This window comes from Bacillus sp. FJAT-52991, from assembly GCF_037201805.1.
Classification (GTDB): Bacteria; Bacillota; Bacilli; order Bacillales; family Domibacillaceae; genus Bacillus_CE; species Bacillus_CE kandeliae.
This window is the reverse complement of the sequence record NZ_CP147404.1, coordinates 735,318-754,475: the sequence shown is the minus strand read 5'-3', so window position 1 is coordinate 754,475 and position 19,158 is coordinate 735,318. Positions and strand designations below refer to the sequence as shown.

The window sequence follows — 19,158 nt, the reverse complement described above, 5'->3', positions numbered from 1 at the left end:
TGTGTGTTATGTTTAAGTAGAATTATTTTTGTTCAGTAATAATTGGTAAGTGTTACAACTTTCCGTCTGGAAGGTTTGAGAGCAAGGATAGTAACAGAATGTGTGTACAGCACACGAGGAGGAAACAATAATGGAACAAGGTAAAGTGAAATGGTTTAATGCAGAAAAAGGTTTTGGATTTATCGAACGTGAAGGCGGAGACGATGTATTCGTTCACTTCTCAGCTATCCAAGGTGAAGGCTACAAATCTTTAGACGAAGGTCAAGCTGTAACATTTGATACTGAACAAGGTCAACGTGGATTACAAGCGACTAACGTTCAAAAAGCATAATTGCTGCCATATATAAACAGACTCTACACGTAGAGTCTGTTTTTTTTCTTTTAATAGAACCTAAAAACCCCCTACTCACGAATGAATAGGGGAATATCGAAACAAGTAATAGTAAATGGTAAGGTTAGTATAGCATAGCATAGTAGCCTTGTCATCACTAATCATTTCTATCGATTATCAATTTTCTCCGGATACAAATCATGATTCATCATGCGGTACTCCGCCATTTGCTCATATTTTGTTCCAGGACGACCCCAGTTTGTGTATGGGTCAATGGAAATACCACCACGTGGCGTGAATTTGCCCCAAACTTCGATGTAGCGTGGGTTCATTAGTTCAATGAGATCATTCATGATGATATTCATGCAGTCCTCATGAAAATCACCGTGATTACGGAAACTAAATAAATATAGCTTTAACGCTTTACTTTCGACCATTTTTACATCTGGAATGTAGCTGATGTAGATCGTCGCAAAATCAGGTTGTCCGGTCATTGGGCATAGACTTGTGAACTCTGGACAGTTGAATTTCACGAAGTAATCACGATTTTGGTGCTTGTTGTCGAATGTTTCGAGAATCGACGGGTCGTACGCAAATTTATATGTTGTCCCTTGATTGCCTAAAAGGGTGATGTCTTGTAATTCGTCTTCTTTTCTTCCTGCCATATTAACTCCTCCTTGTCTATTGGTATTATAAAGCCATTGCTCTTGCTCTAACATACCCCCTATAGTATAATAAAATAAAAAAGGAGGTCATCCTCTTGGAAAAGATCGCATCCCTCTCTACCCTTCATGAGAAATTAAATGAACATACAGTCGCTTTACTTTATATTTCACGACCCAATTGCTCGGTTTGTCATGCTGTTTTACCACAAGTGGAGGAACTGTTAACGAACTATCCACAAGTGAAAATGTTACATGTCAATGCCGATGATGTGCCTGAAATTGCCGGAGAATACGCCATTTTCACGATTCCAGTTATTATTTTCTTCGTTGAAGGCAAAGAAATGTTCCGTAAAGCTCGCTTCATTCCAATGGGAGAACTCGAGCATTCCATAAAAAAAATTGTTGAATTAATGTAAAAAATAAATTAAAAATTCTCACTTTCGTCCATTTGATGTAAAATAGTAGTTGTACGAAAGGGGAATGACAAAATGACATTATTAGAAGAAATCTTAACTTATAATGAGAAATTTGTGGCAAGTAAGCAATATGAAGAATTTGCAACGGATAAATTTCCGGATAAGCGTGTCGTGCTTTTAACTTGTATGGATACTCGTCTTGTTGAGCTTGTGACGAAGGCAATGAACTTCAAAAATGGGGACGTCAAAATTGTCCGCAATGCAGGTGCCATCGTCAATCATCCATTCGGGAGTATTATGCGTAGTTTACTTGTAGCCGTTTACCAACTACAAGCAGATGAAGTGATCATCGTGGGTCATCACGATTGCGGCATGAGCTCGCTAAAGAGCGAAAACATTTTAGCCGCAATGGCCGAGCGTGGCGTGAAGCAAGAAACAATCGATACATTAAGACATGCGGGCATTGATGTGGACTCTTGGCTTGAAGGATTTAGTAGTGTAGAAGAAAGCGTATCTCATAGTGTTAGTATGGTCAAAAACCATCCATTGATGCAAAATGATATTCCTGTCCATGGGCTTGTTATTGATCCAGCGAGCGGAAAATTAGATTTAATTGTAGATGGATATAAAAACTAAATACAACTAGCCCGGGAGCAATCCCGGGCTTTTTCTATTAATCATCTTCCATTGTCGATAAGTCTCCTGTTGGCAAACCAAGCTCCCACGCTTTTAACACGCGGCGCATAATTTTACCTGAGCGAGTTTTTGGCATTGTATCGCGGACTTCAAACTGTCTCGGTGCTGCATGAGCGGCTAGACGAGTTTTGACGAACTGACGAATCTCTTCCAGTAATTCTGGGCTTTCTGTGTAGCCCGGTCGCAAGGTGATAAAAGCTTTGATCACTTCCCCACGAAGCGGATCAGGAATACCGATGACTCCAGCTTCAGCTACAGCTGGATGCTCCACTAGCTTACTTTCAACTTCAAATGGTCCCACGCGCTCACCAGATGTATTGATGACATCATCGACACGCCCTTCAAACCAAAAGTAACCATCTTCATCCTTATAAGCAGAGTCTCCCGTAACAAACCAGCCTTTCAAGAAATAACTTTCGTATTTTTCTTTATTGTTCCATACTTGACGCATCATCGCTGGCCATTGTGGTTTAATCGCCAAGTTCCCCATTCGATTTGGAGGTAATTCTTGACCATTATCATCAATAATTGTCATTTCAATGCCAGGCAGCGGTTTTCCCATTGAACCAGGACGGATCGTGTTACAACGGAAGTTCGCACAAATCGATGAACCTGTTTCCGTCATCCACCAGTTGTCATGAATGCGAAGATTCAATGTTTCAAGCCCCCAACGAATGACTTCTGGATTGAGCGGCTCACCAGCTGATAAAATATGACGCAGCTTTGATAAATCATAGTTCTTCGGCATTTTATTTCCGCTTGCCATCAATAATCGGAAAGCAGTTGGTGCACTAAACCAGACCGTTACCCCGTATTTTTCAAGTGTCGCAAACCAATCCTCCGCTTTAAAGCGGCCACCACGCAACACATTGGTGACGCCATTTAACCATGGAGACCAAATGCCAGCGGATGTCCCTGTCACCCAGCCTGGGTCTGCCGTGCACCAAAAAATATCATCCTCATGAAGATCATACACCCATTTTCCCGCAACATATTGATGCAGCATCGCGTCATGAACTTGTAATACCCCTTTTGGCTTTCCAGTCGAACCAGATGTGTAATGCAAAAGCATGCCATCCTCTCGTTCCACCCACTCGATCATGTACTCATCTGACACGCTCATCAGCTCATTAAAAGGGACAATGTAATCCGCTGTTTTTTCATCTGATCCTACTAAAATCACTTTCTCTAAATTCGGCAATTGATCGACAGGAATACGCTCTAATAGTTGAGGTGTCGTTACAACCACCTTCGCCCCGCTATCCTCCAAACGATCCTTAACGGCTTCCTCCATAAACGCCTCAAACAACGGCCCCGCAATGGCTCCGACTCTGACAATGCCTAGTAAGGAAAAATATAACTCCGGACTACGCGGCATAAAGATAAACACACGATCGCCTTTCTCAACACCAAGCGACTTTAATCCATTTGCAAAGCGGCAAGACTGCTCTTGAATATGTTGATAAGTATACTGTTCTTCCCGATCTCCATCAGTAAAAAACAAAGCTGTTTTTTCCGCCTTCCCTTCTTTCACATGGCGATCAATGGCTTCGTACACCATATTCACTTGCCCCGTTTGAAACCAAGTGAAATGCTCAGCCACCTTCCCCCAATCAGCTTGGCGAACCGCTTCCTCATAATCTTGCAAATTTATATTCTCTAAAACAGGCGCTAACTCTTTCGAAAAAGTCGTTCCTTCCATAACGTACCCCTCCTATGTTATATAACAGAATTATGTATGTTAATTTATTATACAACAAATACGTTTGAATTTTCAAAATAATTTTTACATTTTTGAAAAAGATCAAAAAAATGACAGGATGAAAGAGAAGGTTCTTTCATCCTGTCGTTTCTTATCATTTCATATATCGATCTACGAGCTCATAGCATCGTTCTTTCGTCAAATCAGCTTGCGTACTAACATATTGAACAGACGCCCATGATCCGCCTTCAAAACTAGCAGCAGCACTCTCTGCTGACTCATCTCGATACGTGATCCATTTGCGCTGTGCCGTCCGTAATTGTTCCATTTCATTGGATGGAAGCTGCTGCTTCAGTACACCGTATATTTCATTCAATGCGTCATCCCAACGTTTATACCGCTCTGATTCCGCCTCTCTCACTTCGACTGTCGTGCCTTGTTCATATATATATTCTAAATCTGCCATCCCCGTTTCAATCTGCTCTAGCTTTGAATAGTACTCTACTTTTCTACTTTCATTGGTAGCCTTTTGTTTGACGGCTTCAGCTTCTTGAATAGCTACTTCCTTTTCTGCTTCTGCCTGATGCTGAATGCCTGACTGAATTTCTGATGACAGCCGATCCACTTCACCGGAGAACTGTTGATAAGCCACTTTCAACTGTTCATTCTGTTTGATTTCATCGATTAATTTTTGCGCTGCTTCGTAGTTCTTTTCACTTACTAATCCCTTAATATCTTCTACTTTTTCGGAAACAATGCGCTCATTTTCCTTCCCAGCTTCCGCCGTTTTCACTAGTTCATCTAATGATTGCTTTAAGTTTTTTTCGATATTCTTTGCCTTCTTTAAGCCCTCTACTTTCGTTAAAGCCTCATCCCATTGACCATTTTCAATCGCCTTTTGGACACTTTCATAAACGACTAGTTGCTCGTATACTCCTGAGGCTTCAGGATCATCCGGCTTTTCTTCTAGCGCCAGCTCAAATGACGCTTTCGCCTTGTCAAACTCCCCATTCGCCATTGCCAACTTCGCCTGCTTCATTGACTCATCATAAAGGCTATTGCCACAACCGGCTAATAGCATCACAGCCAATACCATAAATGATAACCTTTTCATCTACACTCCCCACCCTTACACTGGTAACTTAACCATTTGAAAATTCTATATGTATTTTATCATTTCCTACTTTTTAAAGACATTTCTATTTCGTTCAAAATAAGACGAAAAATCTCATTTTGCTCATTTAATGAGAAGAAAATACCCTTACTTATGATATAGTTAATATAAAAAAGGTAAAAAATAAAGTAATTTTTTTGTAAAGGTAGTGTTGTTTTTTTGTAAAAATGATGTTATCCAACTATAAATAAAGAACCAAGTAGAACTATAGGAGGAAACAAAATGATTGACAGTAATATTAATAATCTAAGCTCTGAAAATGAATTGTTTAAAAAGATGAAAAAAGAGCTGATCGATATACAATATGCGCTTGATCAGTCCTCGATTGTTGCTATGACAGATAAAAAAGGAAAAATTTTTTATGTAAATGATCAATTTTGTCATATTTCTAAATACAGTCGAGAAGAATTGATCGGGCAAAATCATAATATTTTAAATTCGTGCTTTCATCCTCCAGCATTTTTCAAAACGATGTGGAAAACCATTGGCTCAGGCCAAATATGGCAGGGGGAAATTCGAAACAAAGCCAAAGATGGCTCGTTATATTGGGTAGATACGACAATTGTCCCATTTCTAGATGAAAAAGGGGTTCCTTATCAATATGTTTCTATCCGCAACGATATAACAGCCCGTAAGGCAATGGAAGAGAAATATCGACTTATTACTGAATACTCATCCGATCTCATCGCAATCATCGATGTGGAGGGACGTTTTCACTACTTATCCCCTTCACACGAAAATTTACTCGGATATGATTTGGCTAATTTACAGTCACACCGCTTCTCAGACTTGATTCATCACGAGGATAAAGAGAAAGTCTTAACAGAACTCAAAAAAGTCGCCCAAAAAAAACAAACATCAGCGAAACTAGAATTTCGGTTCAAAAAAGCCAATGGATCGTACATGGATGGGGAAACAAACTTAAATCCCATTTATGAAAATGCTGATTCAATCCAGCATTTTGTACTTGTCACACGTAATATAACTGATCGAAAAAAGTCAGATGAGCTGATCCATCATCTCGCTTATCATGACTCATTAACAAATCTGCCTAATAGAAGATATTTCATGAACTTGCTCTACGATGAAATAGAAATGGTGAAAAAAAACGGAACGTCACTTGCGGTGTTGATCATCGACCTCGATCATTTTAAGAACGTCAACGATTCAGGGGGACACGATAAGGGCGATTTTGTCTTAGTCGAAGCTGCTATGCGAATTAAAAATAGCATTCGCCAAGGTGATGTCGTCGCGCGACATGGTGGCGATGAATTTACGATTTTATTGAAAAATATCGTAAGTCAAGACGAAGTTCAACAAGTGGCTGAACGAATTCGATCGAATTTGAATCAACCAATCAAAGTAATGGACCAATACTATACCATCTCTTGTAGCATTGGAGCTGCTATATTCCCAGAAAGCGGAAAAGAAGCGGGTGCCCTGCTCTCTCACGCAGACATGGCACTATATAAAGTAAAGAACCTAAACCGAAACGATTACGCACTTTTTGATAAAGAGATGGAGCGGCAGTCCATCGAACGAATCTTGAAAGAAAATGCCTTAAAAAAAGCCTTAACAGATAACCAATTCCATCTTGATTATCAACCAAAACTAGACTTAGCAACCAAACAAACCATCGGCATGGAGGCTCTCGTTCGCTGGAATCATCCAGAACTCGGTAGAATCTCTCCAGCAGAATTCATTCCACTTGCGGAAGAATCAGGCATCATTTTGCCGCTCGGTGAATGGGTGATGCGCCAAGGCTGCCAACAAGCCAAAAAATGGAACGATCTAGGCTTTTCTCTACAACTATCAGTCAATGTATCACCTCATCAGTTAGAACAACCTGATTTTGTGCAAAGCGTTCAAGCCATCCTAGAAGAAACTGGCCTTGAAGCATCGTCCTTTGAAATCGAAGTCACCGAAAGCATATTCGTCAATATGGATCACGCCATGTTCGTCTTACAAGAACTACAAGACTTAGGCATATCCGTATCCATCGATGATTTCGGCACTGGCTACAGCTCTTTCAGCTACCTTAAAGAACTGCCAATCAACACATTAAAAATCGACGCATCCTTTATTCGAGACATTCATGAAAATGAAGAAAGCCGCGCCATCGTCAAAGCCATGCTCACCCTTGTCCACGCACTCGGCCTAAACGTCGTCGCAGAAGGAGTGGAAACCACCGACCAACTCCAAATCTTAATCGAAGACGGCTGTATTCAAGGCCAAGGCTACCTATTTAGCAAACCGCTATGTAGCAAAGATTTTGAAGCTTACTTACAGCGGGAAAAGTGTGGGAGTATTGTTGAGTGAGTGGGGGTTGAATTTATAAAAGATTATTATTTTAGCAAAAAAAGAGATAGCGGGTCGGCTATCTCTTTTTTGTTGGGCTATAAAGACTTTAAGTAACATCGACAATCTATTCACACCTCTATGACATTAACCACAAAAACCAATCCCCCACAAACCTCCCACAACACTCGCTCAACCTCCGCTTCAAACCCAACCACAAAACAAGTACTAGGCCCTGCGGTTTTCTCCACATCCAAAGCACAAGCTAGATTTTCTGCCATAAGTTCCTCTCTGCCTGTCATGTTCTTAATCTCATGCAAAATACCTTTCGATCCTACAGGCAAAACAGCATGGACACCATCCATCTGCAACACTTTTCTAAAAAGTGCGAGCGGTGCTACTTGGCTTGCTTCCGCTAACACTTCTGGCCCGACAAGCGGTTTGCCGATGACGGCGTATTGAAGGTTGGCAGGCAGTGGCCGCTCAGCTTCCTTTTTCTTTTTACCCATTACAACAATTCCGGTGGCAGATTGCATCATTTGAAAGTTGGTTTCGGTGCTGCCGGTGATGGCTAAATCAGGAATATCAGCTTCCTTAGCGGTTTTTTTTACTCCGCTTAGCAAGCCATGCCACGCCTCATCACCAGAAAAATTATGTATCACCACAGCAAATGGCTCACCTCCTGCCGCTAAGCATTCCATAAGGGCGACGCGGAAGCTGTAGTAGCTGACCGTTTCGTATGGGACTTGAACGACATCAGCTTGTTTGTTTCCGATTGCTCCGCTATTATCGGAGGAGATAACAAGATCGTGGATTGTATCAAACGGAATCACTAAAACATCGCGCTTCATGCTTTCGCTTCTCCCCTATAGATGATTTTATTCATAATTGACTGTAAGCGCGGCAAGGCCACAATGGCTAATCCAACGTTTATGATCGATGCGATCAATAAGGATGGCAGCACTCCAACGTAAAAGCCCCAGCCCATAATGAAAATAAACGGCGCAGGTGAAACGATGCTATTGAGAAAAACAAATGTGATAACCGCCGATACTTTTTTACCTGATTGGTACATCTTTGCAAAGATCCAAACAACGGCGGCCATCTCAAGGGCGATAAGTATGTGAAACGGGCCAAGGGGCAATCCGCCAATGACGGCGGATGTGAGATGACCAAAGGCAGCGACCAAGGCACTTGGCCCTGCCCCAAGGAGCCCCGCTGCTAAGAGAGCAGGAAAGGAATCAAGAGCCACACTAGCAACAACGGCTGGTACTTTGATCATTCCGCCCACAACAGACATGGCGATGAATAGCGCGAGCCATGTAAGTTTTTTGATGCTCACTCTTTGTTCTCCATTCGTTTGCCTTCGCGGAATACTTTCGCACTTCTTACATATTCCACGTCTTTAACGCTAAGGCGAGCATTGATCACGCGAGCGATCGCAAAGAAGTAATCCGATAAACGGTTTAAGTATTGCAGTGTGACTGGATGGATATCTTGTTCTACTTTCATTAAACTCACGACTTGCCGCTCAGCCCGGCGCACCACGGTTCTAGCGACATGAATGATGCTCGCTGCTTTCGAGCCGCCTGGTAAAATAAAACGCTCAAGTGCCGGTGCTTCTTGAATGTATTGGTCGATTTTCTTTTCTAGTTCTTCAACGGCTTCTGGTTGCAGTTTCCACCCTCTAGCACCTGAAACGGTTGCTAAGTCGCCACCGCAATCAAATAGTTCGTGTTGAATCGTTTCAAGATCTTCTAAAATGTCTTTAAAGATTTCCGGATCAAGCTCTGTCATCGCTTGACCGACGAAGCAGTTCGTTTCATCAACCGTACCGTACGCTTCTACGCGCAAATCATCTTTGTCCACTCGTCCGCCAATAATGCTTGTTTTTCCTTTATCCCCAGTTCGAGTATATAGTCTCATCTTTTTTCCTCCTTATTTTTTCAAAAATTGTGGAATGCCATACCAAATAACGGTTACTTGTTGTGCTTGTTTCGCCGCTTCTTGAAAACACCAACCGGCTGCATCACGCCACATTCGGTCTAATGCCTCCATTGGGACAATGCCTTTTGTAATATCAGAGCCGATTAAAAGCAGCTTTCCATCAGGATTAGCTTTTTCCCAATCGAGCCAAGCTTGTAGCTCTTGTTTCCATTGTTTTCGTGCGAGCTCGGCATCTTCTGTTTGTTCAACGAGCTGCTTTACATAACACTCGATTCCTTCAAATACCATGATGTTTTCTGTCCATACTGGCTGATCCGCTTTATAACACGATACCCACTGATGCTGAGTCTTTTCCAACTCGTATGCTTCCATTACCCATTGCTTTTTTCCGTTGAAGGCACCGCCTGTAATGAGATGCATCGCTCACCCCTCCTTAATGAAGAAAGAGAGGCAGTCAGTTCGAAACCGCGGCCATTGTTTACTTCCCACTCCCAAAACTGCTTTTTCACTGGAGCAAGTTCCGTTAGTAAATGGCGAATCACCCCTCCATGCGTGACAATGGCTCCTCGTTTCATTTCCTTTTGCTCCATTACATCGAGCCAGTTGTTCCAGGCGGAGCGAATACGGTCGCCAAACTCATGAAAATACTCTCCCTCCGGCAAAAAGCTTGTAAACGGATCGTTCATCCAAGTGACGTATTCTTCGAGATGTTCAAGTTCTTGATGCTGCTTGCCTTCTAACATTCCGAAGTTCATTTCGCGAAACTCCGGCCAAAGATCAACGTTCGCCGCCGGAAAAAGGATGCCTGCTGTATCGACACATCGCTGTAGATCGCTAGCAATCACTTTTTCATAATCAGGGATAAGCGGCTGAATCGCATGCAAATCTTGTATTCCCCGTTCACTTAAGGCAGAGTTGGTCCAGCCGCTAAATGCCTTTCGTTCATTGTCCGTCGTTATCCCATGCCGATAGAGACCAATAACCACAATGTCATCCATAATATCGATTCCACTCCTTCTAGACTGGCACCGAGCAAATCCCCGGTAATGCCACCAAAATGTTTCATCGTGCTTCGGCGCACAAAATTGAAAAATACAGCTGTGACAGCCGTAAATATAAGAAAGGGAAGCAACGCATGACTCATCAATACAATAGCCGCTCCAATGACTATGAGCCAAACACTATAACGAATCAAAAGCGCCGAATCTTTTCCCTTTTGAAAATAATAAGCAAGCCCCTCTTCTTTCGCTGGGGGAGTGCTATTTAATAATAACCCCATCGTCATCTGGCTGTAAAAAGGGATCAAGCATACAACGAACGCGAGCTGACTGTTACCGAATGCGATGATTTCATAGAAAAAGAGAAAGCGTGCCGCCAGCAAGATAATGAGCGATAGCACCCCAAAAGCTCCCACTCTCGAATCCTTTAAAATTTCCAATCGCCGCTCGCGATCACGATACGAGAAAAAGGCATCGCTTGTGTCAATCCAGCCGTCTAAATGCAAGCCTCCTGTCCAAATAATCGGCAACAGCCACAATAAAAAAGCGTTCCCAAGGTCAGATAATGGCGACCATTCAATAAGTGCCCAAAATACCCCTCCGTACAGAAGTCCTCTAATGAGTCCGAACAATGGAAACATCCGCAACACCGCCCGTAAATGAGCAGCGTCCATCGGCAGCTCACGGTGAATCGGGACAATCGTAAAAAATTGAAAGCTTAATAATAATCCATTACTATAAGTTTTCCACTTCATTACTTCATTTCCCTTTCTTCCTCGCCGATAATCGCCATAAATTTCTCCCAATCGAGATACTTCTCTAAATGTTGAGCCAGTTCATCATACGCTTGCTGTTTCTCTTTCATCATATTCAATTGCGAAAGAGGAAGTCCTTTTTTGCTTCGTAAACGATTTAACCACTCAGAACGCCAAGCATCGTTATGAAATAAATGATGCATATACGTGCCGATGACTCGACCATCCGCGGAGCAATAGCCCTCTTCACTCCCATCCTCTCGAATCACAAATGGGGATGGCTCTTCAATCACCGTTTGTCCGATATGAATTTCATACCCGCTCAAATCAATTGCTGGAAACTGTGCCACTTTCCCATGAATACGTACCGTTGTTTTTTCGTTAAAAAAAGTGGTTTTTCCCGGAATTAAACTAAGTCCTATTTCTGAATGTCCACTTACGCCGGAGTCATGGCCATCCGGGTCGATTAATTGTTCACAAAGAATTTGATAGCCGCCGCATAAACCAGCTACGGTTCCTCCTTCTTTTGCAAACTGAACGATTCGATCGGCTAATCTACTTGTTTTTAAAAACTGTAAATCATGTAATGTGCTTTTCGTGCCAGGGAGCACAACGGCGTCTGGCTGACCGAATGCTTCTACTGAGTCCACCCAGCGAACGGTCGTATCTTTTTCTAGTAAAAAAGGTTCCATATCACTGTAATTCGATAAGTAGGGTAGCTTGATGGCGACGATGTCTAAAGCTTTCTTCGTTTGTGAAGAGAAGCGAGCGCTGAGCGACAGCGAATCTTCCCCTTCAAGCCGATGATTCGGCAAATATGGTAAAACGGCTAGTACCGGAAGTCCCGTTCGTTCCTCAAGCCATTGCTTCCCATCTGCGAACAAAGCTGGATCGCCATAAAATTTATTGATGATGATCCCTTTCACTCGTTCCCGCTCATGTGGTTCAAACAGCTCTAACGTTCCGATGACGCTTGCAAATAGTCCTCCACGATGAATGTCCGCAATTAAAATGACCGGTACATCGGCCATTTCTGCGACCTTCATATTGACGACTTCTTTTTTCTTTAAGTTCATTTCAACTGGACTGCCCGCTCCTTCGATGACAAGAAAATCAGCGAGGTCGGTTAATTCATAAAATGATTCCTCAATCACTTGCAAGGCGGTTTCATAATAGGCTTCTCGGTATGCCATCCCAGAAATCGTGCTTTGTCGTTCCCCACGCAGCACAATTTCAGAACGACCGGAACCGGATGGCTTTAATAAAATGGGATTCATCGCCGGGATCGCTTCTAATTGACAGGCTTCCGCTTGCAAGCCTTGTGCACGGCCAATTTCTTTTCCGGAAGCGGTGACATACGAATTATTCGAGACGTTTTGTGATTTAAACGGAATCGGTTTGAGCCCTTTTTGCCAAAGCAAGCGGCACAGGGCCGTTGCCACTAAGCTTTTTCCGACATCTGAGGCCGTTCCTTGAAGCATCACACCTTTCATCTCGCTTCCCCTCCTTTCTGTATAAGCGGCAGCCCATGCTCAACAAGCACAGCTTCATCCGCCTCTGACACAAAATATTGATGTAGTTCACCTAATGTTTTCGCATAATAGAACACAAGCGGAGACGAAAGCGGCTCAAAGGCAAGTTCATTGGACACGATAATCACAGCGGCGGCCGCTTGCCGAAGACGGTTAACCTCTGTGATCACTCGCTGTTTGATCTCCGCATGAAACAGCGGTTGCTTCCATTCGCTTTCATCCTCACTAGCTAAAAACCATTCATTTGTTACTAATGTCGTTAAACAATCGAGTAAAATCACATCTTGTTTCGTAAACTGATTAGCGAGTTGCTCTAATTGAGTCGGTTGTTCCCACGTTGTCCATGTGACGGTGGATTGTTGCCGCTGTTGTTGATGGAGCCTGACTCGCTCGGCCATTTCTCCATCCGTTACTTTTCCACAGGCAATATAATGAAGCCCTCCACCACGCTTTTTCGCTTCTGCTACTGCTTTTTCTTCCGCCAAACGGCTTTTCCCGCTCCTCACACCGCCAAGAATAATCGTTAATTGTGCTGTTTCCATGCCAGTAACGCCTCTTTCAATTGATCATTTTCCTCCTTCGTTTTCACGGCCGCACGAAGCCATCGACCGTTTAACGTCGGATAATTGTATGTATGGCGGAGAACGAAGCCTTTTTTCAGTAAAAACTCAAGCAAAGGCCGTTGATCAGATAAGTTCGGATCACGGAGCAAATAGAAGTTCACTGACGATCGCGTAAAGTGAAACCCTGTTTTTTCTAAAAATTCAAACATCTGCTCACGTTCTTCTTGAATCCATTGACGTGACGTTTGCACAAAGGTGGAATCTAGTAAAGCCGTTTCGGCCGCAAGTAAGGCAAGTGCATTGACATTCCATTGTGGACGAAAACGAGCGAGACGCTTAATAATTGTTTCGGAAGCGAGAGCATAGCCGATTCGCAACCCAGCAATAGCATACATTTTCGTTAATGACCGCAAAATCACAAGCTGTGGATAGTTTGATAAATAAGTAGCGTATGTAAACGAACCAGCGAAATCATAAAACGCTTCATCGATAATCACTAAGCATGAGCTTCCTTGCAATTGATCAAGGATGTGTAGCAGATCGTCCGACTGAAACAGAAGCCCCGTCGGATTATTCGGTGTGCAAATAAAGAGAGCAGCCGCTTCTTTAGCTACTTCGACGATGCTCTCCACCCCTTCATCGATCGAAACAAAGTCCACCTCACATCCATACGCTCGACAAGCCGTTTCATATTCGGAAAAAGCGGGCTGCACAATGACGACACGCTTACCTTGGATCAATTGTCCGAGAAATTGAATCACTTCAGCCGCTCCGTTTCCAAGTAGCACTTGATCAGGCATTACATCATTTTGCCGTGCAAGCAGCTGCGTCAAAGACCGTCCTTCTGGATCGGGATAATCAGAAACAGCTCCAAACCACTCGTTCCACTTTTCCTTTAAAGAAGGAGGAGACCCGTACGGATTCGTATTCACGCTAAAGTCAAAGATTTGTGCTGGTTGAGCTAGATTTATTTTTTCATATAAATGAGCCGGATTCGCCCCATGAGCGGGCAAGTTCATAAAGCAGACCTCCTATCCACAATGCGAGTAAAAATAATAGCGATGACCGCTGCATAATTTTGTTGGCGAGTAAAATATCAGCCGCCTTTTTTTCCTTTAGCGAATCACCCATTTTGGCCCGATGAGAGACGAGCCCTTTATATGTATTGAGGCCGCCAAGCTCAATTCCTAACTGGGCTGCCACTGCAGCTTCACACCAGCCACTATTTGGGCTTGGATGCTTTTTGGCATCGCGGCGAACGATGGACCACACTTGCTTTTTCGAATAGTCACCTTCTGGATAGGACCATACCATCAGCCAGCTAGTGAGGCGAGCAGGAAGCCAATTGACAACATCATCAAGCTTTGCCGAAGCCCAGCCAAATTCTCCGTAACGATCATTTTGATAGCCGACCATCGAATCACAAGTGTTAATCGCTCGGTACATCATCGCCCCAACACCGCCAAAAAGAAGGGCCCAAAAAAGCGGAGCCGTCACACCATCGCTTGTGTTTTCAGCCACCGTTTCAATCGCTCCGCGTGTAATATCTGCTTCATTGAGTTGATCTGTATCACGACCAACAATATACGATAGCTTCAAACGAGCTTCTGGCATATCGCCTGCATGAAGCGGTTCATATACACTTACCCCCGCTTCCTTTAAGCTTCGGCAAGCAATCGTCGTTGAAATAATGATGGCTTCAACCATCACACCAACAATAGGGTGGATGAAATAACTAAGCGTGATAAGCAACAAGCTTATGCCTCCAGCAACCAGTAAAACAGCCACCAACATTAGCACCCCTTTTTGCCTTCTTTGCTCCCCTTTATTTAAATGCTTTTCTAAAAAGGAGATAAAAGAACCCATCCACCGAACCGGATGAGGCCAATGAGGTGGATCACCAATCAGGCGATCGATCATAAACGCGAGTGTCATAGACAATAAATGATAAATCAATTAGAATGCCTCCCTGCCCCGGTTACTCTCAAGTGCTTGAATCGTACTCTCATACACCGCTTTGCCAATCGCCTTGCCAAGTGACGTGATCGTCCCAGCAAACTCTTGCTTCGTTCCTCGCTGGGTCGCAGCGATTAAAATGCTATCTGTTGATGTTCCTGTCGCAAATGTACCAGTCAGTGGGTCGGTAACTTCTCGATCAAACAACGCTTTCACTTTCGCTTCGGTGGCGGTCATAATCGCTTGCACAAATGCCTCTTCCGAGAGATGGGCATTCGCAAACACCCATATATTAATCGTTCCCGGTTGCATCATTTGTTCATGTTCCATCGCTCGTGATACATCCACTGCATTGCCAACACCAGCTGTCACCACAGCCAAAACAGACATCCCATCTTGTTCGACCAACTGATAGGCTGCGTATTGAAGATCAACCGCTGTCATCATGCCAATCGTTTCATTCACATCAAAATGATGAGCTTCGAGAAATTGCTTCATTTCTTCTTTAAAATGATCATTATTATAGTCTTTATCCACATGACGATTGACGAAACTTCGATGCCAGCCCCAACCAGCTCCAATCACCCCCGCTGACAAAGTTTTCAATAAAATGGGGGAATCAAGTGCGATGAAGGCTTCATTTTGCCGGATAAGCGAGTCGTCAATTGCAATTGGCGCTTCGTCTTCCTCAATCTTGACAGGAAGAATGCTCATTTGCGGTTTAGGCACTTCTGGATGCGGTCGCTTTTGAACATCCATTTCATAAACAGACTGAATATGTTCTTCCTTTAAAACTTCACTCGGCATCCCGAGCCCATGAATGTGACCATTTTCCATCAGCAGCAAGCGATCACAATAAAGTGAGGCTAAGTTCAAATCATGAAAAATGGAAATAACCGTTAAATCCGTTTCTCTCGTCATCTTTTTTAATAAATCGAGCAGCTCTTTTTGAAACGAAAGATCGAGATGATTCGTCGGTTCATCCAGCAGCAAAATTTCTGGTTCTTGAGCCAGCGCCTGCGCTAAATACACCCGTTGCCGTTCGCCGCCAGATAGCGCATCTAAAGATTTATCAGCAAAGCGATCCGTTCCTGTTCCTTCCATCGCTCGCTGCACGGCCTCTTCATCTTCTCGCTTCCACACTGGGAATAGTCCACTTTGATGAGCATAACGACCGAGAGAAACCGTTTCTTTTACGGTATAAGCAAAGGGCAAAGACGTATCCTGCGGCAGTACAGCAACCACTTTTGCTAATTCTTTTGGCGAAAACTCCCTTAGCTTTCTGCCTTGAATCATCACCTCTCCCGCTTGGATCGGCACCACGCCGCTCAACATTTTCATCAAAGTCGTTTTGCCACTGCCATTCGGTCCTAATATGCCAAAAAGCTCCCCTTGCTGAACGGAAAAAGATAGATGATTCACAATCGTTTTATTGCCGTAACCACCGGCGACTTGTTCCACGTTTATCATGCTGTCCCTCTCCCTTTCCTTTGCTTACGAAGTAGAATGATGGCGAATACCGGCGCGCCAATGATTGAAGTAATCACCCCAATCGGCAATTCCGTTGGAGAAATAATCGTTCGTGAGACTAAATCTGTTAAAATTAAAAAACCAGCACCAATCAAAACGGATAACGGCAGCAAATGACGATGGTCCGGCCCCCATACGAGTCTAATAAAATGCGGGATAACAAGACCGACAAAGCCAATCGTCCCTGAAACCGCCACTGCTGCTCCAGTTAATATCGAACCAGCGATTAAAATAACGAGCTTTTTCCTACGAACGTCAACACCTAAATGCTGAGCTTTTTCTTCACCAAAGGTCATCGCATTCAATTCCGCCGAATGAATTATTAACAGCAACGTCCCTATCAAGAAAAACGGGAAAATCAACTGAACATAATCCCAGCCTCTCATCGAAACACTGCCAAGCAGCCAACCAATAATTTGCCGTAACTCTTCACCTGTAAGCGCGATCATTAAAGAAATCATCGCACCTAAAAATGAACTGAAAATAATTCCTGTGAGAATGATCGTCTCTACTTTAAGCGATCTCTCAATCATTTGAGCAAATAGCAAGACGATAAAAATGGTAGCAATTGCTGCAAGGATGCTCACTATAGGCAAAGTGAACTGTTCAAACCAAGGAAGTTGAATATTAAAAAAGAGCACTAAGACAGCACCCACTGATGCACCAGATGACACTCCTAACGTATATGGGTCAGCTAGCGGATTGCGCAAAAGCCCTTGAAACGCTGCACCAGCCACTGCCAAGGATGCTCCAACTAACCCAGCCAGCAACACGCGCGGAAGGCGAATTTTCCAAACGACATTATCGAAAGATGGATCGATCCCACTGATCGATGTGTCAAAAAAATGGTGGGATAATAAGAAGACGATATCCCGAATCGGAATATGCATCGTTCCAATCGAGATACCGGCTAATACGGCTGTGATAAAAAAAACAAAAGCAATGAGATACGCCGAAATTTTACTCCTTAAAAACATCTGGGTAAACCGCTTCGGCAAGTTGTTCTAATCCTTCTGTTAGACGTGGACCCGTACGAGTGACAAGGTCGGAGTGGACATCGTGCACTTCTTTATTTTTGATTGCCGACACATTTTCCCACCCTTGACGACTTAACACTTGTTCTGTTGGCTTATCTACATAGTATCCATAAGTTGTGACAATCACGTCTGGATTTTTCTGAATGACTGCTTCTTCTGTCACTTGTGCCCAGCCATCTAAATCCGCTGAAGCATTTTTTGCATGAATGATATCAAGCATTTCATTCATAAATGTATTTTTCCCTGGCGTGTAAATTTCAGGTGCTGGAGATACTTCAACAAATACACTTTTCATTTGATCGTCTGTAATCGTTTTCGCTTTCTCCTCAATTTCCGCAATATCTTCTTTCATATCCGTAACGATTTCATCAGCTTCTTTTGCTTTTCCTGTTGCTTGACCGATCATGTCAATCGATTCATACACTTCGTCAAAGTTTTCAGCATCATTCACAACAAGCACATCAATACCCGCATCCTCTAATTGCTTCAATCCATCTTTGGAATTGTGGGCGCTTGATGCATGAGCTAATACTAAATCAGGATCAAGGCTAATAATTTTCTCTACATTAAATTCCATGCCGCCAACTTTTTCGATGTTCGCTACTTCCTCTGGATAATTATCATTGTCAGTCACCCCAACAATTTCTTTATCCAAGTCTAATTCAAAAGCGATTTCTGTGTTGCTTGGAATAAGTGAAACGATGCGCTCAGGGTCTTTATCGATAACAACCTCTTTCCCTGCACCGTCTTTAATTGTCACTGGAAAGGCAGCTTCTTGCGTTTCTTTCGGTGGGTTCGTGTTCTCTTTTTCAGGAGCAGCTTTCTCTCCTCCACAGCCAGCCAGTACCCCGGCTGCTAGCAGCATTGACAAAATTGAAGTGGATACTTTTTTCATATTCTCTACTCTCCCCTTTATGTTATGTAACCAAATAAAAAACACCTCTACGTACAGAGAGGTGTAGTGAAAAAGAGCGGATGCCACTCTTTCACACCACCCTATCCTCGTAGGTTGCCGGTGCTGTCATTCAGGCAGGTTTTCTGGCTCATGAAACGAATGGTTTCACTCACAGTGGCGGGACCGCGCTGGATTTTCACCAGCTTGCCCTTTTAAGAAGCCGCTTGCTAACAGCTTCACCTGATCAAGCATATGTAATATTTGTTAAGACTAATTATACACAATTTTATCCCTACTTCCATTCAAATTTTTCCCCTTTCAAAAAATTCGGTAAGTAGGTTTGAACTTTCCATATATATCCGATAGAATACAAGTAGTATAGATTACTATCATTTGAAAGGAGTGGATCAACATGAATTTATTTATTGTTATTGGACTATTTGTTCTATTAATGATCATAGGTGTTTACCTAGTATTTGGTTTACGCGGAGTACTAGACTCTCACGAAGCATCAAAAATAGACAAAATCCCAAACGATCACTTTACAAAACAAGGCTCCGGCCAAGACGTAAGTATGTAACTACTAAAGCGGAAGGTGCCGTTTAGCGCATGGAGCCAGATGACACTAACTGAAAGAACCGCAGAGACGCCCTCTGCGGATTT

Annotated in this window: 21 protein-coding genes and 1 riboswitch; of the genes, 5 read left to right on the top strand and 16 right to left on the bottom strand. The window is 43.2% G+C overall.

Annotation, left to right across the window (positions count from 1 at the left end):
* The first annotated feature begins 130 nt into the window (after positions 1-130).
* On the top strand, positions 131-331 hold the full coding sequence (locus WDJ61_RS03900; RefSeq protein WP_338753314.1) for a cold-shock protein: 201 nt from the start codon (positions 131-133) through the stop codon (positions 329-331).
* Between the two features lie 167 nt (positions 332-498).
* On the opposite strand, the gene queF is transcribed toward WDJ61_RS03900, so the two are convergent.
* A complete protein-coding gene (queF, locus tag WDJ61_RS03895; RefSeq protein WP_094834220.1) occupies positions 499-996 on the bottom strand; it encodes a preQ(1) synthase in 498 nt (165 codons plus the stop codon).
* A gap of 95 nt (positions 997-1,091) precedes the next feature.
* Between queF and WDJ61_RS03890 the strand changes: the two genes are divergently transcribed.
* Together WDJ61_RS03890 and WDJ61_RS03885 are read left to right on the top strand one after the other, a co-directional pair.
* Complete coding sequence (locus WDJ61_RS03890; protein ID WP_338753313.1) at positions 1,092-1,412, top strand: thioredoxin family protein; 321 nt, start codon at positions 1,092-1,094, stop codon at positions 1,410-1,412.
* A gap of 72 nt (positions 1,413-1,484) precedes the next feature.
* Positions 1,485-2,048 (top strand): carbonic anhydrase, encoded by a 564-nt coding sequence (locus WDJ61_RS03885; protein ID WP_338753312.1) that lies wholly within the window; start codon positions 1,485-1,487, stop codon positions 2,046-2,048.
* Between the two features lie 37 nt (positions 2,049-2,085).
* Here WDJ61_RS03885 and acsA read toward each other — a convergent pair whose 3' ends face one another.
* Both acsA and WDJ61_RS03875 read right to left on the bottom strand, forming a co-directional pair.
* Entirely contained in the window at positions 2,086-3,810 is a 1,725-nt protein-coding gene (gene acsA / locus WDJ61_RS03880) for an acetate--CoA ligase (RefSeq protein ID WP_338753310.1), read from the bottom strand.
* Positions 3,811-3,964: 154 nt separating this feature from the next.
* Positions 3,965-4,924 (bottom strand): lysozyme inhibitor LprI family protein, encoded by a 960-nt coding sequence (locus WDJ61_RS03875; protein WP_338753308.1) that lies wholly within the window; start codon positions 4,922-4,924, stop codon positions 3,965-3,967.
* A gap of 282 nt (positions 4,925-5,206) precedes the next feature.
* On the opposite strand from WDJ61_RS03875, the gene WDJ61_RS03870 reads away from it, so the two are divergent.
* Positions 5,207-7,303 carry an EAL domain-containing protein gene (locus WDJ61_RS03870; protein WP_338753306.1) on the top strand — a complete coding sequence of 699 codons (2,097 nt, stop codon included), beginning with the start codon at positions 5,207-5,209 and terminating at the stop codon, positions 7,301-7,303.
* A 110-nt stretch (positions 7,304-7,413) separates the two neighbouring features.
* Here WDJ61_RS03870 and WDJ61_RS03865 read toward each other — a convergent pair whose 3' ends face one another.
* The 13 genes from WDJ61_RS03865 to WDJ61_RS03805 are packed head-to-tail and all read right to left on the bottom strand — an operon-like array spanning position 7,414 to position 18,495.
* Positions 7,414-8,133 carry an ATP-binding protein gene (locus WDJ61_RS03865; protein WP_338753304.1) on the bottom strand — a complete coding sequence of 240 codons (720 nt, stop codon included), beginning with the start codon at positions 8,131-8,133 and terminating at the stop codon, positions 7,414-7,416.
* A complete protein-coding gene (locus WDJ61_RS03860; RefSeq protein ID WP_338753302.1) occupies positions 8,130-8,624 on the bottom strand; it encodes an ECF transporter S component in 495 nt (164 codons plus the stop codon). The genes WDJ61_RS03865 and WDJ61_RS03860 overlap by 4 nt, the downstream gene beginning before the upstream one ends.
* The gene (locus WDJ61_RS03855; protein ID WP_338753300.1) at positions 8,621-9,208 is read right to left on the bottom strand and encodes a cob(I)yrinic acid a,c-diamide adenosyltransferase; all 588 of its coding nucleotides are present in this window, start codon (positions 9,206-9,208) and stop codon (positions 8,621-8,623) included. Before WDJ61_RS03855 ends, WDJ61_RS03860 begins: the two co-directional genes overlap by 4 nt.
* 12 nt (positions 9,209-9,220) lie before the next feature.
* Complete coding sequence (locus WDJ61_RS03850; RefSeq protein ID WP_338753298.1) at positions 9,221-9,649, bottom strand: bifunctional adenosylcobinamide kinase/adenosylcobinamide-phosphate guanylyltransferase; 429 nt, start codon at positions 9,647-9,649, stop codon at positions 9,221-9,223.
* Complete coding sequence (locus tag WDJ61_RS03845; RefSeq protein WP_338753296.1) at positions 9,601-10,227, bottom strand: histidine phosphatase family protein; 627 nt, start codon at positions 10,225-10,227, stop codon at positions 9,601-9,603. The genes WDJ61_RS03850 and WDJ61_RS03845 overlap by 49 nt, the downstream gene beginning before the upstream one ends.
* A complete protein-coding gene (gene cobS / locus WDJ61_RS03840; RefSeq protein WP_338753293.1) occupies positions 10,185-10,982 on the bottom strand; it encodes an adenosylcobinamide-GDP ribazoletransferase in 798 nt (265 codons plus the stop codon). The genes WDJ61_RS03845 and cobS overlap by 43 nt, the downstream gene beginning before the upstream one ends.
* Positions 10,982-12,475 (bottom strand): cobyric acid synthase, encoded by a 1,494-nt coding sequence (locus WDJ61_RS03835; RefSeq protein ID WP_338753291.1) that lies wholly within the window; start codon positions 12,473-12,475, stop codon positions 10,982-10,984. The genes cobS and WDJ61_RS03835 overlap by 1 nt, the downstream gene beginning before the upstream one ends.
* The gene (locus tag WDJ61_RS03830) at positions 12,472-13,056 is read right to left on the bottom strand and encodes a bifunctional adenosylcobinamide kinase/adenosylcobinamide-phosphate guanylyltransferase (RefSeq protein WP_338753289.1); all 585 of its coding nucleotides are present in this window, start codon (positions 13,054-13,056) and stop codon (positions 12,472-12,474) included. The genes WDJ61_RS03835 and WDJ61_RS03830 overlap by 4 nt, the downstream gene beginning before the upstream one ends.
* Positions 13,038-14,096, bottom strand: coding sequence for a threonine-phosphate decarboxylase CobD (gene cobD / locus WDJ61_RS03825; protein ID WP_338753287.1), 1,059 nt, complete (start codon positions 14,094-14,096; stop codon positions 13,038-13,040). Before cobD ends, WDJ61_RS03830 begins: the two co-directional genes overlap by 19 nt.
* Positions 14,053-15,033 (bottom strand): adenosylcobinamide-phosphate synthase CbiB, encoded by a 981-nt coding sequence (gene cbiB / locus WDJ61_RS03820; protein WP_338753285.1) that lies wholly within the window; start codon positions 15,031-15,033, stop codon positions 14,053-14,055. Before cbiB ends, cobD begins: the two co-directional genes overlap by 44 nt.
* Positions 15,034-16,503 (bottom strand): heme ABC transporter ATP-binding protein, encoded by a 1,470-nt coding sequence (locus WDJ61_RS03815; RefSeq protein WP_338753283.1) that lies wholly within the window; start codon positions 16,501-16,503, stop codon positions 15,034-15,036. It abuts the gene before it with no gap.
* Positions 16,500-17,540, bottom strand: coding sequence for a FecCD family ABC transporter permease (locus WDJ61_RS03810; protein ID WP_413789055.1), 1,041 nt, complete (start codon positions 17,538-17,540; stop codon positions 16,500-16,502). Before WDJ61_RS03810 ends, WDJ61_RS03815 begins: the two co-directional genes overlap by 4 nt.
* The gene (locus WDJ61_RS03805) at positions 17,524-18,495 is read right to left on the bottom strand and encodes an ABC transporter substrate-binding protein (RefSeq protein WP_338753279.1); all 972 of its coding nucleotides are present in this window, start codon (positions 18,493-18,495) and stop codon (positions 17,524-17,526) included. Before WDJ61_RS03805 ends, WDJ61_RS03810 begins: the two co-directional genes overlap by 17 nt.
* A gap of 115 nt (positions 18,496-18,610) precedes the next feature.
* Positions 18,611-18,754: riboswitch (cobalamin riboswitch) on the bottom strand.
* A gap of 153 nt (positions 18,755-18,907) precedes the next feature.
* On the opposite strand from WDJ61_RS03805, the gene WDJ61_RS03800 reads away from it, so the two are divergent.
* Positions 18,908-19,075: a hypothetical protein gene (locus tag WDJ61_RS03800; RefSeq protein WP_338753277.1), complete on the top strand. Its 168-nt coding sequence runs from the start codon at positions 18,908-18,910 to the stop codon at positions 19,073-19,075.
* Positions 19,076-19,158: the final 83 nt, after the last annotated feature.

Bases quoted from the DNA above. Each gene is read 5' to 3' on its own strand.
- WDJ61_RS03900 (WP_338753314.1), top strand. From the start codon at position 131: ATGGAACAAGGTAAAGTGAAATGGTTTAATGCAGAAAAAGGTTTTGGA.
- queF (WP_094834220.1), bottom strand. From the start codon at position 996: ATGGCAGGAAGAAAAGAAGACGAATTACAAGACATCACCCTTTTAGGC.
- WDJ61_RS03885 (WP_338753312.1), top strand. From the start codon at position 1,485: ATGACATTATTAGAAGAAATCTTAACTTATAATGAGAAATTTGTGGCA.
- acsA (WP_338753310.1), bottom strand. From the start codon at position 3,810: ATGGAAGGAACGACTTTTTCGAAAGAGTTAGCGCCTGTTTTAGAGAAT.
- WDJ61_RS03875 (WP_338753308.1), bottom strand. From the start codon at position 4,924: ATGAAAAGGTTATCATTTATGGTATTGGCTGTGATGCTATTAGCCGGT.
- WDJ61_RS03870 (WP_338753306.1), top strand. From the start codon at position 5,207: ATGATTGACAGTAATATTAATAATCTAAGCTCTGAAAATGAATTGTTT.
- WDJ61_RS03865 (WP_338753304.1), bottom strand. From the start codon at position 8,133: ATGAAGCGCGATGTTTTAGTGATTCCGTTTGATACAATCCACGATCTT.
- WDJ61_RS03855 (WP_338753300.1), bottom strand. From the start codon at position 9,208: ATGAGACTATATACTCGAACTGGGGATAAAGGAAAAACAAGCATTATT.
- WDJ61_RS03850 (WP_338753298.1), bottom strand. From the start codon at position 9,649: ATGCATCTCATTACAGGCGGTGCCTTCAACGGAAAAAAGCAATGGGTA.
- WDJ61_RS03845 (WP_338753296.1), bottom strand. From the start codon at position 10,227: ATGGATGACATTGTGGTTATTGGTCTCTATCGGCATGGGATAACGACG.
- cobS (WP_338753293.1), bottom strand. From the start codon at position 10,982: ATGAAGTGGAAAACTTATAGTAATGGATTATTATTAAGCTTTCAATTT.
- WDJ61_RS03835 (WP_338753291.1), bottom strand. From the start codon at position 12,475: ATGAAAGGTGTGATGCTTCAAGGAACGGCCTCAGATGTCGGAAAAAGC.
- WDJ61_RS03830 (WP_338753289.1), bottom strand. From the start codon at position 13,056: ATGGAAACAGCACAATTAACGATTATTCTTGGCGGTGTGAGGAGCGGG.
- cobD (WP_338753287.1), bottom strand. From the start codon at position 14,096: ATGAACTTGCCCGCTCATGGGGCGAATCCGGCTCATTTATATGAAAAA.
- WDJ61_RS03815 (WP_338753283.1), bottom strand. From the start codon at position 16,503: ATGATAAACGTGGAACAAGTCGCCGGTGGTTACGGCAATAAAACGATT.
- WDJ61_RS03810 (WP_413789055.1), bottom strand. From the start codon at position 17,540: ATGTTTTTAAGGAGTAAAATTTCGGCGTATCTCATTGCTTTTGTTTTT.
- WDJ61_RS03805 (WP_338753279.1), bottom strand. From the start codon at position 18,495: ATGAAAAAAGTATCCACTTCAATTTTGTCAATGCTGCTAGCAGCCGGG.
- WDJ61_RS03800 (WP_338753277.1), top strand. From the start codon at position 18,908: ATGAATTTATTTATTGTTATTGGACTATTTGTTCTATTAATGATCATA.